This window comes from Sulfurimonas iocasae, from assembly GCF_047716755.1.
In the GTDB taxonomy this organism is placed as follows: domain Bacteria; phylum Campylobacterota; class Campylobacteria; order Campylobacterales; family Sulfurimonadaceae; genus Sulfurimonas.
Genome location: NZ_CP180409.1, coordinates 2,037,672 through 2,053,682, shown reverse-complemented (window position 1 = coordinate 2,053,682; position 16,011 = coordinate 2,037,672). Strand labels below are relative to the sequence as shown.

General features: G+C 33.8%; 13 protein-coding genes. 4 read left to right on the top strand and 9 right to left on the bottom strand.

Annotation, left to right across the window (positions count from 1 at the left end):
* Positions 1–69 precede the first annotated feature (69 nt).
* Positions 70–543, bottom strand: a complete 474-nt coding sequence (locus ACLHDE_RS10440; RefSeq protein ID WP_415396358.1) for a tetratricopeptide repeat protein — start codon at positions 541–543, stop codon at positions 70–72.
* Between the two features lie 96 nt (positions 544–639).
* Between ACLHDE_RS10440 and ACLHDE_RS10435 the strand changes: the two genes are divergently transcribed.
* On the top strand, positions 640–2,934 hold the full coding sequence (locus tag ACLHDE_RS10435; protein WP_415396357.1) for a molybdopterin oxidoreductase family protein: 2,295 nt from the start codon (positions 640–642) through the stop codon (positions 2,932–2,934).
* A gap of 2 nt (positions 2,935–2,936) precedes the next feature.
* On the opposite strand, the gene ACLHDE_RS10430 is transcribed toward ACLHDE_RS10435, so the two are convergent.
* Positions 2,937–4,217 carry an HD-GYP domain-containing protein gene (locus ACLHDE_RS10430; protein ID WP_415396356.1) on the bottom strand — a complete coding sequence of 427 codons (1,281 nt, stop codon included), beginning with the start codon at positions 4,215–4,217 and terminating at the stop codon, positions 2,937–2,939.
* Positions 4,218–4,301: 84 nt separating this feature from the next.
* Positions 4,302–5,840, bottom strand: a complete 1,539-nt coding sequence (locus ACLHDE_RS10425; RefSeq protein WP_415396355.1) for a SulP family inorganic anion transporter — start codon at positions 5,838–5,840, stop codon at positions 4,302–4,304.
* Positions 5,841–5,967: 127 nt separating this feature from the next.
* Here ACLHDE_RS10425 and ACLHDE_RS10420 point away from each other — a divergent pair, with 127 nt between their 5' ends.
* Positions 5,968–6,534 carry a YajG family lipoprotein gene (locus ACLHDE_RS10420; protein ID WP_415396354.1) on the top strand — a complete coding sequence of 189 codons (567 nt, stop codon included), beginning with the start codon at positions 5,968–5,970 and terminating at the stop codon, positions 6,532–6,534.
* A 65-nt stretch (positions 6,535–6,599) separates the two neighbouring features.
* A complete protein-coding gene (locus ACLHDE_RS10415) occupies positions 6,600–7,463 on the top strand; it encodes a universal stress protein (protein ID WP_415396353.1) in 864 nt (287 codons plus the stop codon).
* Between the two features lie 134 nt (positions 7,464–7,597).
* On the opposite strand, the gene ACLHDE_RS10410 is transcribed toward ACLHDE_RS10415, so the two are convergent.
* The 3 genes from ACLHDE_RS10410 to ACLHDE_RS10400 form a co-directional block, all read right to left on the bottom strand.
* Positions 7,598–10,225 carry a valine--tRNA ligase gene (locus ACLHDE_RS10410; protein ID WP_415396352.1) on the bottom strand — a complete coding sequence of 876 codons (2,628 nt, stop codon included), beginning with the start codon at positions 10,223–10,225 and terminating at the stop codon, positions 7,598–7,600.
* A 104-nt stretch (positions 10,226–10,329) separates the two neighbouring features.
* Positions 10,330–10,770, bottom strand: a complete 441-nt coding sequence (locus ACLHDE_RS10405) for a hypothetical protein (protein WP_415396351.1) — start codon at positions 10,768–10,770, stop codon at positions 10,330–10,332.
* Between the two features lie 23 nt (positions 10,771–10,793).
* On the bottom strand, positions 10,794–11,615 hold the full coding sequence (locus ACLHDE_RS10400) for a GGDEF domain-containing protein (RefSeq protein ID WP_415396350.1): 822 nt from the start codon (positions 11,613–11,615) through the stop codon (positions 10,794–10,796).
* A gap of 156 nt (positions 11,616–11,771) precedes the next feature.
* Here ACLHDE_RS10400 and ACLHDE_RS10395 point away from each other — a divergent pair, with 156 nt between their 5' ends.
* Entirely contained in the window at positions 11,772–13,853 is a 2,082-nt protein-coding gene (locus ACLHDE_RS10395; protein WP_415396349.1) for an ATP-dependent helicase, read from the top strand.
* A 4-nt stretch (positions 13,854–13,857) separates the two neighbouring features.
* On the opposite strand, the gene ACLHDE_RS10390 is transcribed toward ACLHDE_RS10395, so the two are convergent.
* Genes ACLHDE_RS10390 through ACLHDE_RS10380 form a run of 3 tightly spaced genes read right to left on the bottom strand, consistent with a single transcriptional unit; the run spans position 13,858 to position 15,968 of the window.
* A complete protein-coding gene (locus tag ACLHDE_RS10390) occupies positions 13,858–14,658 on the bottom strand; it encodes a paraquat-inducible protein A (RefSeq protein ID WP_415398538.1) in 801 nt (266 codons plus the stop codon).
* Positions 14,648–15,439: an EI24 domain-containing protein gene (locus ACLHDE_RS10385; RefSeq protein WP_415396348.1), complete on the bottom strand. Its 792-nt coding sequence runs from the start codon at positions 15,437–15,439 to the stop codon at positions 14,648–14,650. The genes ACLHDE_RS10390 and ACLHDE_RS10385 overlap by 11 nt, the downstream gene beginning before the upstream one ends.
* 10 nt (positions 15,440–15,449) lie before the next feature.
* The gene (locus ACLHDE_RS10380) at positions 15,450–15,968 is read right to left on the bottom strand and encodes a YtfJ family protein (protein ID WP_415396347.1); all 519 of its coding nucleotides are present in this window, start codon (positions 15,966–15,968) and stop codon (positions 15,450–15,452) included.
* Between the last annotated feature and the right edge of the window lie 43 nt (positions 15,969–16,011).

Sequence of the window (16,011 nt, the reverse complement as noted above, 5' to 3'; positions counted from 1 at the left end):
AGTCCATATAGCTACGCTAGACGCTATGTCACTAAAGCTAGCCTAATTTAGGCAGAGGATTAAGTGTAATTAGTAACCAGCCTCTTTAAGGATTCTTTCCTCTTTGCAACCAAGACGATTGTTTCCCTCACAAGCTTTTGCAAAATACTCTTTAGCTTTTTTATAGTCACGATGCAGTGTATGTGAATCTCTATGGATTCGACCAAGGTACATACATGATTCAGTATAACCACCATCACAAGCTTTATCATAAAACTTTAGAGCTATATCTTTAAGTGCCTGATTGTCACTTTTTGAGTAAGTTACAGCTACATTATGACAGGCAAAGGCATAGTCACCCCCGCAAGCTTTTGAGTAAAGATTAAATGCTTTTTTCATATCTTGTTTTACAAGAATATCTTCTTCGTATATGATTGCTAGATGAGAACAACTTACATAATCGTTTCTTTTACAAGCCTCAGTATAAAACTCTAAATCCTCAACAGTATAAGCGTGAGAAGTAGAAAAAAACAAGATGCTAAATATATAAATAATCTTTATCAATATAAATTCCTGATTGATTAATAAATGAACTTTTAATATGTCCCCATATTTATCTTTTGTGCTAGAATTGTATCAATTAAACATAAAGAGCTAACTATGATAAATAAATTAAAAGATTTTTTAGGGTTTGATATAAAAGAAGAAAAATACAAGCTTTCCCATGATCCAATGTTTGGAATGATTAGTGATGAGAAAAAACCTGATAAATGGGTGTTTTCAACTTGTGGTTACTGTGGAGTAGGGTGCGGTCTTTACATCGGTGTAAAAGATGGCAGAGCTGTATATACAAAAGGCAATCCAAAACACTTTGTAAATCAGGGGACACTCTGTCCTAAGGGATTGAGTGAACATCAGCTTATAAACTCTCCCGAGCGTGCTACTACTCCACTCATAAAAAAAGATGGAGAGTTAGTTTACGCTTCATGGGAAGATGCATATACTAAAGTTGCAGATGAGTTTAAACGTATAGCAAAAGAGCATGGAGAAAAAGCGGTTGGCGTTATCTCAACAGGACAACTCTTAACAGAAGAGTTTTATACTCTTGGAAAGTTTGTTCAACTTGGTCTTAAAACAAATAACTTCGATGGAAATACAACTCTGTGTATGGCATCTGCTGTTGTGGGTTATAAGCAGTCTTTAGGTTCTGATGGTCCAGTCGGCTCATATGAGGATTTTGAAAAAGCAAATACTATTATATTGATTGGTGCAAATATTGCAGATAATCACCCTATACTAAAACTCCATATTGCCAAAAATAAAAAGAAGCCTAAGCTAATTGTTATAGACCCAAGAGCTTCAAAAACTTCTCAGATGGCTGATATGTTTGTACCCATCAAAGCTAGAACTGACCTGGCACTTTTTAACGGTTTAGCGTACATCATAATGGAGCAGGGCTGGGAAGACGAAGGTTATATAAAAGCAAATACTAACGGCTATAAAGAGCTTAAAAAGCATTTGCAAGATTATCCTCCGCAAGAAGTAGCAAATATTACAGGCATTGATGTTAAAACTCTTTATGAAATAGCGCGTCAGTTTACGGCTCAAGATGCAGTGCTTAGTGCTTGGACTATGGGTGTTAATCAATCTATTATGGGTACAGATACTGTTAGTGCCATTATAAACTTACATCTATTAACAGGGCAAATAGGTCGTGAGGGGGCAGGTCCTTTTTCCATAACAGGGCAGTGTAATGCTATGGGAACCAGAGAGAGTGGTTTTACATCTTCACTTCCAGGATATAGAAATTTTGGCGATGAAAAAGCACTCAAAGAGTATGCACGTATTGCTAAAGTTCCTGAGGATATTGTACCGCTAGAGAGAGGTTACAAATATGCAGAAATCATAGATGCGATAGACAGAGGCGAAATAAAAGCTCTTTGGGTAGTAGCGACTAATCCACTTGTGAGTTTCGTAAATCAAGATAAGTTGCGTAAAACCCTAGCTAAACTTGACCTGCTGGTAGTCCAAGATGCTTTTATGAGTGATACTGCCGAAATAGCAGATGTAGTTTTTGCGGCTGCTACTTGGGGAGAAAAAGAGGGAACCTATACAAACTCAGAGCGTAGATGCAACCGTGCAAATAAAGCTGTTGAACCACTAGGCAATACAAAGAGTGACTTTGATATCATAGTTGATTTTTCTTCTTATTTTTATGGAGCAAAAGAGATGCTGTTTCCTGAGTGGAAAACCCCAATAGATGCATTTAATGAGTTTAAAGAGATAACTCGTGGACAACTTTGTGATTACTCTGGAATTACTTATGAATTGCTAGAAGAACATGGCGGGATTCAATGGCCATGTAATGAAGAGAGACCACTTGGAACTAAAAGACTCTACTCTAGTGACATACCATTTAGAACCAAAGATCAAAAGGCAAATCTAATCAGTGCTGATTGGTTTCCTATGGCAGAACCGATATGTGCAGAATTTCCCTGCATTTTAAATACGGGTCGTACGGTTGAGCAGTGGCATACTCGCACAAAAACCCGTTCTATAGAGATACTTGATAATCTTGCTCCTGAGAGTTGGATAGATATAAATCCAAAAGATGCTGCTAAACTCAAAGTAAAAAGTGGAGATAGAATGGCAATATCAAGTGCCAGAGGCAGAGTTGAAGATGTTATGGTTCGTGTTACTCAAAGTGTAAGACCTGGAAATATTTTTGTACCTTTTCACTACAACACTCAACTTGTAAACGCTTTAACAAATGAGAGTTTCTGTCCAAAATCAGGTGAGCCAAATTTTAAGCAGACTGCAGTTCAACTTCATTCCGATGAGAAGCCTGATGGATTAGAGTTTGAAGAACAGGAAGTCAGTGGTCAAATTGAGCATGTAAAAACTGCTTATGAGGGTATAAAATTAAAAGAAAAAGAGCTAGAGTTAAAAGCCTAGCTCTACTCTAAAAAGTATTTTTTGATTAAATCATCTAACTCTTTTTTTAACTCTTCTTTTTGTTTGAGTCTAGTATACCTGTATAGTTCACCTGAGATTTTAATAAAGAGAGTTAGCAACTCTCCATCAAAGTGTTTATTGTTTCCCTCTTTTAAGATGTTAATACTTTTTTCATAATCATAAGGCTCTTTATAGGGTCTTTTTGAAGTCAAGGCATCAAATACATCAACTATAGTAAATATTCTAGCTATTATTGGTATATTTTCGCCCTGCACATTATTAGGATAACCACTACCATCATACTTTTCATGGTGGTATAAAATTACATCTTTGGCATCTTCTAGCCAGCTATCTTTGCTAATAAGTTCAACACCTTTATTTACATGGCTTCGCATGATTTTAAACTCTTCTTTATTTAAACTTCCATTTTTAAGAAGGATATTATCAGATATCCCGATTTTTCCTACATCATGCAAAAAAGCACCTTTAATTAGCATCTTTATACTTTCAGGCTCCAAGTCAATACTCTGTGCAAATTTAATCGAATAGAGTGTTACTCTATAATTATGCTCATTTGTGTCGCTGTCTCTAAGTGCAATAGCATTACCAAGAGTATTTATAGTCATAATATTACTAGATAAAAGCTCAAGCTTATGAGCATTTAATTTTTTATATGCAAAATATATTAGAGGAAATATTAAAAGTGAAAAGATAGCTATTGTTAAAATTACAATTGTTATTGTTGTAAAAATTCCTCTCTTAAATCTGTTTATTACGATAGGTTCAACATATGATATACCTTCAATATAACCCAGTAATTTATCAGCTTTATAAATGGGATAAAAAATCTGTAAAAAATGCTGTTTGTCTGAAATTTTTACAAAACTATATTTCATCTTCTTAGATATTGGAAATTTGTGTGTAAAAAGATTATAGTGTTTGGAAATAAGATTTAGTTTATCTTCAAATTTTTTTGATGAGGTAGTGACGGTAAAAAACTTCTCTTTTTTGTTATCATATATTTCGATTACTACAAGACCAATCTGTTTCATAATTGATTTTACATCTTCTTCAAGCATAGCTATGTCTGAGAGTTTTAAATTTTGATTATACTTAACTAATTTCTTATCAACATTGAGTTGAATCTCATCTGCTAATGAGGTATAAAAAATATATTGTTGAAAATAGTATGTAAATAAAGAGCTAAATAAACTAATAAAGATAAGAGCAAATATAGCTCTCTTATAAAATGAATTTACAATATTATCATTTTTTGTTTTCATGATTTATTGTAGTTCAATTTGGCTTAAAAGATATAATTCTTAAATAAGAACAAACTTAGCTTTTCTCGTGAAGACTAAACAATATTAGTAGTTGTAAGCAACTTTATAAGTTGGATCGTCTTCTTCGTATGCACAGTGTGGACCAGCCTTTTTTAGTATAGCTTTACAATCCTCTGACAAATGACGAAGAAGAAGGTTTTTCCCTGCATCTTCATACTTTTTTGTTATAGCATCTATTGCTTCAACACCTGAAGAATCCATAACTCTAGCATCCTTAAAGTCAATTACAACTTTAGGAGGATCATTTGGTATGTCAAAGTTATCTGCAAATGTTGTAGCACTTCCAAAGAAAAGTGGACCGTCAAGTTCATAAACTCTGGTACCATCAGCTTCTGTATGAACTTTTGCAAAGATTCTTGCATGTTTCCAAGCAAATGCAAGTGCAGAGATAATTACACCTGCAATAACCGCTATTGCTAAATCTTCTGCAACAGTTATAACAGTTACTGCAACCATTACAAATGCGTCAGTCTTTGGCATACGGCTTAAACGAGAGAAACTTGACCACTCAAAAGTACCGATACTTACCATAAACATGATTCCAACTAAAACAGCTACAGGAATAGCATTTAAAACACCGCTCATAGATACAACTAAGATGATAAGCCCAACTGCTGCAACAAATGATGAAAGTCTTCCTATACCACCAGAAGTATAATTAATGATACTTTGACCAATCATTGCACAACCAGCCATACCACCAAAGAAACCACATGTAACGTTTCCTGCTCCTTGAGCGATACACTCTTTGTTCGCTGAACCACGAGTATTACTAAGCTCATCTAAAACAGATAGGGTAAGAAGTGACTCGATAATACCAACAAGAGCAACGATAACTGCATATGGAAGAACCATAATGATAGCATCTAGGCTAAGTAAATTCTCCGGAATAATAAATGAAGGAAGCTGTCCTGCAAACTGACTCATATCTGCTAAACCACTTAATAAAAGAGTCTCAGCACCAGTAAAGTACACACCTAAAGTTATACCGACAATAGCTACTAAACCAGCAGGGACAGCTTTAGTATACTTTGGAAGAAGATACATAATAGCCATAGTAACAGCTACTAAAATATACATCATATAACCTTGGTCTTTAAAGAACCTAAACTGAGCAGTTGCAATTACAATCGCTAGACCGTTAACAAAGCCATGAATGGCAGGAGTTGGAACTAAGCGGATAAACTTACCAAGTTTTAAAAGGCCTATCCCCATCTGGATAAGTCCGGCAATTACTGTAGCAAGTAATATATAGTGTAATACTCCCATAGCAATAGCTTCACCAGCTAAACCTTGCGATGAAAGAAGTGCATTTGCTTCAAGACTCAAACCTACTAGGACAATTGCAACAGCACCTGTAGCCCCTGAAATCATTCCTGGTTTACCACCGATAAGAGCAGTAATTAAACCTAAGATAAATGCAGTGTAAAGACCAACTACCGGACTCACCCCTGCAATAAAAGAAAATGCTATGGCTTCAGGAACTAGTGCAACGGCTACAACCAAACCAGATAGAATATCATTTTTGATGTTTGTTGATGTGTATTTTTTTAAATCAAACAATTTTTAGGTGCCTTTTAGAGAGAAGTTTTTAATTTTGCGAATTATAGCTAAAGCCTAATGAAATTTTGCTTGTAGATATAAGAAGGTATGTTATACTCTGAGGTTAAATTAAATTAGGAGAAAAAAGATGAAAAATCTGTTTTTAATAGTTGCTACGATGTTTGTATTTAGCGGTTGTTCATATAAAAATGAATCTTTGATGCTATCAAATTATGATGCACAATACACGGGAGAACTCTCAAAAGATAAAAAGAGCGTTTTTATAGAGTCTATAAAAGATATACGTGTTGATAAAAGAAGCATAGGTTATGTTTTAAAAAATAACAAAAAAGCTCACGAATTGTACTCTACAGAGGATTTTGCTAAAAAGTACAAAGATGCTCTTGAAGTTGCACTTAGAATTGCTGGATTTGAAAACTCAACTGAGCAAAGTGATGCGAAGCTAGTTATGAATGTAAACATCAAAAGTATAGAGTTTATCCATAATGATAAGAATTTTGATAAAAACTTAAAAGGGACAATAGAGCTTGAAGTTACTATAAAAAATGCTTCATCAACCATAACTCAAAATTTCAGTCAAGTTGCATCTAAATGGATAAAACCATCTTATAGATCTAAAGATATTGAACCATTTTTAAATGAAGTTTTTTCAGATAGTATCAATAATATTGTCTCAAGACTAACTAAGTACTAAACAATAAGCTATGTTTGTGTTAGATGTGATACAATTAATATAAAAATAATGGAGTGCAAAAAGATATGGAAAATTTTAGTAATATAGTAGTAGGATTGGATATTTCAAACAATGCAAAAGAAGTTTTAAATAGAACTTTTTTAGTAGCTAAGAGAAATAACTCAAAAGTTACTATAGCTCACGCCATAGATACTGGTTTTCTTGGTAACTTTATAAATGATGAAAAGATTGAAAAATTAAAAATTAGTGCCATAAAGGGCATAGAAAAAGAGCTAGAGGGTGTTAATAATCAAGGCTTAAGCTACTCTATAGAAGTTCAAAAAGCTAAGCCATCAATTCTTGTTATGGATGTGGCAAAAGACAAAGATGCTTGTATGATTGTAATAGGTGCAAATGAGAAAAAAGACTTTGCAACTACAATACTTGGCTCTACTGCACACAACATCGCACAAAAAAGTCATCTTCCACTTCTTATAGTAAAAAATAACTCTAGTGAATCGTACAAAAATATAGTAGCATTTACAGACCTCTCAGAAGTATCACAAAAGAGTCTTCTTTTTTCTAAAGCTTTTTTCAATCATGAAATTATCAAGTGTGTATATGCTTATAAAAAGATGAGTGAGATAGCTTTTAGATACCAAGATAATTATGAAAATAGAGATGAGATTGAACAAGAGATACAAGCATTTGAACAAGAGAAGTTTGATAAGTTTGTAAAAGAGCATAGTATAAGCAATGCAGAACTTATAGAAGATAGAGTAGGCGTTACAAGTGCTCTTACAAACTTTGTAAATCAAAACAAAAATGACTTAGTAGTTTTAGGCTCACATGGAGTAAATAATACAGGTTCATTTATTTATGGTTCAACTTCATCAAGTTTGATGCAAAGCTTAAAATGTGATGTTTTAGTATATATACCTAAAAAGTAACTCTGTATTTCTCGAAAATTTATTTTCGTAGCTTTTAGGTATGCTAACCAATGGCATACTCCATGATAAGGGGGTTGCAAGGGACATGTGTCCCTGCCACTGAAACGGACGAGTTCGTTTCAGTGCGTAAAATATTATGTATTAAGAGAGTCTAGTTGCTCTTGTACTTTTACCTGTTTGGTCTGTGCATCTGCTAATGCTTCACGGTTTTTAGCAAGTACATCTTCGGGTGCATTTGCAACAAATCTTTCATTATTTAGCATTGAGCTAAGTTTATCTATCTCTTTTTGTAACTTTTCGTCTTGTTTTGTAAGTTTTGAGATGATTGAGCTAAGGTCAATAGAGTCAGTAGGTATGAAAGTCTCACAAGTATCCGCAATATCACTTACTGCATTTTTTATCTTTGTCTGTGTAAATTCAACTTCTGTTACTTTTGCAAGTCTTGTAATAAAAGGAAGCATCATCTCCTTGTCAGCATCTGAGATGCCATCAATTTTTACAAATGCTTTTTCAATCTTTTGATTAGCTAAATCAACAAGAACTTTTGCTCTTCTTATAGAAACAATAGCATCCATAATAATCTCAAATGTTTTTTCTTCTTTACGCTTTTTAGTCTTGGTAGGATAGTTCATAATCATAATAGAGTCACTATCTTCTAAAGATGTTCCCGATAGTTCATGATGAAGATACTCAGTGATAAACGGCATAAAAGGATGAAGAAGTTTCATAGCCTCTTTAAAAATTGCGCCAAGTTCTACAATAGAGGCTTTGTCTGCTTTACTTAGCTCAATCCCCCAGTCACAAAACTCATTCCATAAAAATCTATACATTACAGTTGCAGCATCGTTGAACTTATACTCTTCTAGGTTGGCACGAACTTCTTTAGTCGCAAAGTTTAAGCGAGATGCCATATACTTTCCAAGGTCAGTTTGCAGGCAGAAGCCTTTCATATCCGGGAAAGTCTCTACATTCATCTGCAGATATTTAGATGCATTGTAAAGTTTGTTTGTAAAGTTACGGTTTTGTTCAAGCTTTTCTGTACTCATGCGGATATCACGACCTTGAGCAGCGGATATAGCGAGAGTAAAGCGTAGGATGTCGGCACTGTACTTGTTAACCATGTCAAGAGGGTCAATAACATTACCCTTAGACTTACTCATCTTCTCACCTTTTTCATCTCTTACAAGTGCATGAAGGTAGATGTGGTTAAATGGAAGTTGTCCGTTAAAGTTTTCACCCATCATCATCATTCTAGCTACCCAGAAGAAAAGGATGTCAAAACCAGTGATTAGAAGAGTATTTGGATAAAAGTCTTTCATATCGTCTGATTGAAATAGTTTGTCCATCTCAACATCACCATTTCCCCAACCTAGAGTTGAGAATGGCCATAGTGCAGAACTAAACCAAGTGTCAAGAACATCAGGGTCTTGAGTTAGGTTTTTAGATGCACATTTAGGGCAAGCTTTTGGATGTTCTTCTTGAGATGCAAACTCATGGTCACAATCATCGCAGTAAAAAACAGGAATCTGATGTCCCCACCAAAGTTGACGAGAGATACACCAGTCACGAAGTTCGCCCATCCAAGAGTTATAAGAGTTTATCCAGTGAGGAGGAAAAAATTTAGCTTCACCGGCATTTGTTTTCTCGATTGACTTGTCTGCTACTTCTTTACGAACAAACCATTGTTTTGAGATATATGGCTCAACAATATTTTTACATCTGTAACAGTGTCCTACTTGGTGTTTATGGTCTTCTATCTTAACTATATAACCTTCTTCATCAAGTCTTTTTACGATTACTTCACGAGCTTCGATACGCTCTAAGCCTTTAAACTCCTCTGCATAGTCGTTTAAAATACCTTTTTCATCAAAAACAGTAATGAACTCTAGGTCATGTCTCTTCCCAACTTCGTAGTCATTTTGGTCGTGTGCAGGAGTTACTTTAACAACACCTGTTCCAAACTCCATATCAACATGCTTATCAGCGATAATAGCTACCTCTCTGTCTATTAGAGGAAGTTTGATTTTTTTACCAATTAGGTCTTTATATCTTGCATCATCAGGATGTACCATTACAGCACTGTCTCCGAAGTATGTTTCAGGTCTAGTTGTTGCAACTTCTACATGCCCGCTTCCATCTGCAAAAGGATATTTAATATGGTAGAACTTACCATTATGATCTTCGTGCTCAACTTCGATATCACTAAGAGCACCATCGTGCGTACACCAGTTGACCATATAGTTTCCACGAATAATAAGACCATCGTTATATAGATGAACAAAAGCTTCTTTTACAGACTTTTGAAGTCCCTTATCCATAGTAAAACGTTCACGTTCCCATGCAGGGGTTACACCCATTCTGCGAAGTTGATCTGTCATAATTCCAGCGGACTCTGCTTTCCAAGCCCATGCTCTTTCTAAAAACTTTTCACGTCCTATTTCTTCTTTAGTTGTTCCTTCTGCTAGAAGCTGTTTCTCTACAACATTTTGAGTAGCGATTCCTGCATGGTCAGTCCCTGGTTGCCAAAGAGTCTTGTAACCATCCATTCTTTTGTAGCGAGTTATGATATCTTGAAGTGTAAAGGTAAGTGCATGACCAATATGCAGACGACCTGTAACATTTGGTGGAGGCATCATAATAGAGAAGTTTTTTCCTTCTTCTTGAATAGCTTTGTTGCCATCTACTTCGAAGTACTTTCTATCTTCACAAATTTTATAAAATTTATTTTCTATTTCGCTTGGTTCGTAGCTGTTTGTTGACATATATATCGCCTTGTAAGAGTGCTTAAAATTTCGCGATTATATCTTAAAAGAAGTGAGAGATTGCTTATAAAACATATGCATTGAATATGACGTAAAAAAAATAATTATGATAAATCGTTGTTTTTCTTTTTTTCGTCTATTTCAAATAGATAAGTATTTATAAAGTTATAATAATTATATACTTTTGACTGTAAGGTCTCATAATAGTAAAAGTTATCAACATTTCCCAATTTACTATATTCTACATTTTTAACAAATGCGTAAGCGTCTTCTTCCTCAGTAAATATTAAAAATACAGAATTAAAATAAGAATCACCAATTTTGATGCTAATTATTACGTCAGTTAATCTTACATTACTTTTTAATTTATCAGAAATATCTTCTTCTGAATAAAACATAACCAAAGTAACAGGAGCATTGTATCGCCGTATATTGTAAGTTAAATATTCTATTGATGGTTCAAGTTTTTCAACTATGGTTTTAGCCACATCTATCTGTGAGAGACCTGTTTTTAAAAATAGTCTCTTATTTCCATTTTTATACACCTAAATTCCCTTTTTAAAAAAGCTTAGATTCCTGTCACTCTTTTTTTTATCTCAATTTTATCTTCATACATGTTTTTATCAGCATTCTCTATAACTTCTGACAAGGTTTGACCAGCTTTGTACTCACTAACTCCAAATGAAAAACTAACACGGAAAGAGTCTTTTTTGACTTTTAACTTCTTAGAAATTACATCTTCTCTAATAGTATTCAAACTTGTTATAGCTTTTGCTGAAGAAATACTTTTTGAGAACATAATTATAAATTCATCACCACCATATCTTACTACACTGCATTTTGTTTTTCGTAGTTGATTTGCTATATAAATAAGTACTTTATCGCCAATAACATGACCAAAAGTATCATTTACAAGTTTAAAGTAGTTCAAATCGATGATAGCAAGAGTTCCTTCTTCTTTAAGGGTTTGAGAGTCATCTTCCAAAAAGAGGTCATTTAGCCATTTTCTGTTTTGCACATTAGTAAGTTCATCTTTATAAACAGACTCTTTTAGTTTTTCTACTTCACGACGAAGTTCTTCAGTCTCTTTTAGTACTACATTGAGTAGTTTTTCGTCTTTTTCTTTTATTGCAGTTATTGCTCTAGAGGTGTTTTCGCTAAGTTGTATTGCATTTTTTGAAGCTTGAGTTTGTAAATCTGTTAAGTTTGAGCACTCCATAACCATAAGCTCTTTAGCTAATTCTTTTTCATCTTCTATATCTAAGTTGTGATTATTGGCAAATTTTGTAAAAATTGATGCATATATACTAGGCGTAACAATAGAGAGTTGGTTTATTGAGTTTTTTGTTTCGTTTGATATTATTTTGAGAGCATCTTTAGTGGCAGTCATGACTTATTACCTTAGTTCTAATACTTTGATTTATTATTATAACATATAAAAATAATTATCTTTTTATATTTAGCTAATATAATTTCAAGAGATAAAACCTAGCAAAGCTTTTGTGAGTATAATCACACTCTTAAAATTTTGTGCAGGGGTTTATATTTGCCATTATCTCGTCTAAATCAAGAACAATATGTAGCAGCAACTTCAAATGACGCACAAAATCTAATCATTGCATCTGCTGGAACCGGAAAAACTTCTACCATAGTTGGTCGTATTGCCCATCTCTTAGGAAATGGTGTAAAACCGCAAGAAATCTTACTCCTTACTTTTACAAACAAAGCGGCCGCGGAGATGGTTGAGCGTGTAGCTGAGTTTTTTGGTAAAGATGTGGCAGCTAAAATAGATGCCGGAACTTTCCATGCAGTAAGTTATAGATGGCTAAAAAAACTTGATAAAAAAGTAGTTTTAAAACAGCAAAGAGAACTCAAAACTCTCTTTAGAAGTGTTTTTGAAAAACGCTCATTTGAGCATATTGGGGCTGAAATAACTCCATATGGTGGAAACTATCTTTATGATCTGTACTCTTTTTATCAAAATACGGAACTTGAACTTCACTTTGAAGATTGGATAATTGAGACTTATCCTGAACATGAGCTATTTGCTTTGATATATGCAGATATTGTAGAAGAGTTTGAAAACCTGAAAAAAGAGTATGGTTTTGTAAACTTTAATGATTTACTTCTTAACTTTAGAGATATTTGTAAAACAAAAGAGTTAGGCTACAAAGAAGTACTTGTGGATGAGTATCAAGATACAAATGCTCTTCAAGGCACACTCATAGAAGCGATGAACCCACCATCTCTGTTCTGTGTTGGAGATTATGACCAAAGCATCTACGCTTTTAATGGAGCTGACATATCAATAATAGGCTCTTTTTCTACAAAGTATGCAGACGCTACAGTTCACACACTTACCAAAAACTACCGTTCAACCGTACCTATTTTGTCATTAGCTACAAAGGTTATAGAACATAATGAACGCATCTACCCAAAACAGTTAGAAGTTACAAGAGTTCAAGAAGCCAAAGCACCAACACTCTTAGCCTATGATGAGCTCTTTGATCAGTATCATGCAATTGCTGCAAAGATTAGAGATACGCAAACTCCACATGAAGAGATAGCGGTTATCTTTAGAAATAACTCATCTGCTGATGGCATCGAAGTAGGGCTTCGTGAACTTGACATTCCTTGTAAAAGAAAGGGCGGAACCAGCTTTTTTGACTCTAGAGAAGTTAAGGCAGTTTTAGATTTTTACACACTGCTTGTAAACGAGTCTGACATGATGGCTTTTATCCACCTTTTTGAGTTTGCACGCGGCATAGGAAGTGCGATGGCAAAAGAGATATATATAGCTCTTAAAACTCTAGGTCATGGAAGTATCTTTTATGGTCTTTACGCGCCTGATGAGTCCATAAAAAATCCGTTTGAGAAGAGAAAGCTAAATCATCAGTTAGGCTTGTTTGATGACTTTTTGGAACTTGGTGCTGTTGGAAAATTTGCAAAGCTTGGTTTTGAGGCCAAGTTTATGAAAAACCCAATATTAAAGCATCCAAAACTTACAAAAGACAGTGCAACTTTTTTACATGATTTTTATCTGCTATTTCGTGATTTAAAGGGTGTAAAGCAGCCAAGAACGGTTGTTAAAAAGATAGCAGCATCTGCAGTTTTTAAATATATAGCTGAACTTTTATCAAACAAAAGAGCACAGTTAAAAGACGGCTCTATAGACGAGAAGCAAAAGACAGAGTCTCTCATTAGAATAACAAGAAAGATGGTGCTCTTAGAAGAGTTGTCAAAGCCTTACTCTGAACATGAGAGATTTTTAAATGCTATGATTTTAGGCTCATCAGACCTAACTCAGGGAGAGGGTGTAAACCTGTTAAGTGTCCATGCATCTAAAGGTTTGGAGTATAAAGAGGTTTATATAATAGATTTGATGGATGGAAGATTTCCAAATAGAAAGCTGATGCAAAGAGGTGGCTCACTCGATGAAGAGAGACGACTCTTTTATGTATCAGTAACTCGTGCAAAAGATATTTTGTATCTTAGTTTTGCAAAATATGACAAGATAAAAAAGATAAACTTTATGCCATCACAGTTCCTGTATGAAGCTGGACTTGTTCCTAAAGATGAAGCCTATAGAGCTTTGATTCAAAAAGAGTTGGATAAAGAAGAAGAATAAGTCTTTACTTTTCAATCTCTTTTTTAATGATAAAAGATGATATGATAGACAAAATAACGTAGGTACAAAAGAAGTAAATAGCTACTTGAACTTTGGCGTCTGTAAATTCATCTGCACTTATCGAGAGGTTTGTTAATAATAACGACACTATAAAAACATCAGCCATTGACCACTTTCCAATAAAATCTATATATTTAATATTCACCTTCGTTAAAGCGCTAAAAAATAAAGATATTGTTTTGATGAGTGGTATTGCGATACTAAATAGTGCAATTATTACAGACAAAAGATAATTTTGTAGACTCCATAATTTTTCAACAGTAGTCCAAATGCCTTTTGATTCATACTTAAATATAGTGAAGCCAAAAACTGGTAAATCTTTAAAAATCTCAATTGTCATAATAGGTGCTAAAATTCCAACCAACCAGGAAATAAGAGCGACACTTAAAATTGAGATAAGAAAAATTTCTTTTGAAGAAAAAAAGTATGTAAGTAGCAAGATGCCCAAAGCTACAAAATAAAGTATTGTATAGAGCTGTGTTTTTTCTTTGTTTGTTTTTGATGACTCTTGCGTTTTTATCTCTTTAGTGTCACCGTTTATATACTCAGAAATATAGTCTTGTATTGAAGTGTTTGTAGTTTGAATGTAGTAATCAATTTTATTTTCTATCTTGTTGGTTTGCGCTGTTAATAACAACTCTTTATCATATTTCATGGAGAAGATATATGTCTGAGAAGCCATATATCCTATAATAATCACAAGAATTGCAGATATTAAAATAGAAGATATATTTTTAGTTGTCATTATTCTCAAGACGAAGTTTTCTAACTTCTAAAAAGTATGTATGTCCCAGATAAATCACATAATATATAGCCCCAAAGAAGATAGCAAATGGTACTAATGAAATAAGATAAAGAGCTAAAGTTTTTAGTCTAATACTGTTTGCAGAGAAATAGTGTATCTTTTTGTTTTCCTCTTTTGTACAGATATTTGAAGAGATATCAAACGTTATCATCTTATGAAAAAAGTAGTATAGAGGAAGATTGAAGGCGATGATGTTTATTAGCGGTATAAAGTAAAATGGGATTAGCAGTATAAAGAGAATAATCATGATAAAGAGCCACTTAATTACAAGTAAAAGTCCTGAGATAATATTTGAATATCCAATCATTTCAACATCTTTATAGTGCCTGCGTTGAAGTTCTTTTAAAACAAATGGTGTAAGAAATCCTATGACTAAAATTGCTATAAATATGGAAGCATATAGAACCATAAAACTGCCAATAGCGTAGATGAGAAATGTAGCTATCCAAGAAGTAACAGCATAACTCATTAGAAACTGTATGATAGCAGTACCTTCAAGCATTGTGCTTACACTCTCAGTATGTGGAATACCGTTTTGAATAGTAGTCTCTGTGCTTTGGACTTGCATCTGACCAAGACTTTCAACTCCTATGCCTGCTACAACAAAAAATAGAATGTACATAATTATTATAGTAAGTATAAATGGCGCTAGAGAATACTTAAGCATCTGCTTTGTAAAGAAGTCTTTAACACTAAGTAGGATTAGATTTTTTTCACTCATAAGCTTTCCTCTATAAGTTTTTCTCTATAAGTTTTAGCGTTTGGTCTATCTCTTCTTCACTCATAGCACCTGACTTGTAAAAAAGCAGTTCACCATTTTTTGAAAATAGCAAAATATTTGAAGCATCGTTTTGAACATTCCACTCATTAACTAAAACACTATTTTTATCTTTTACATAGATAGTATTAGGAAACTCTTTTTGTTTTGTTTTTAAGATGCTTTCAATGACAAAATTTGGTTTCCAAGTAGCCGCAAGATTAACGATTGCGATACTTCCAAATTTAGTAGAATCAAACTTTTTCTCTTTTAGAGCTTTTGAAAAATGAGCATTTGTATCTTTTTCATCAGGATCTATATAAAACATAACTATAACTTTGTCTTTTATGCTAGATGAGTTCCACGCAGCTCCATCTGCAACCATACCGCCATTATCATTATCTATAGTGACATTTTTAGGGACTTCACCAAGTGTAATAGCTGACAAGTTTAGTGCCAGTATCATTGGTAATATAAAATATTTTAGTTTCATTGCTTACTCCAAAGTTTTTACATATTCTATTGCAATCTTACAC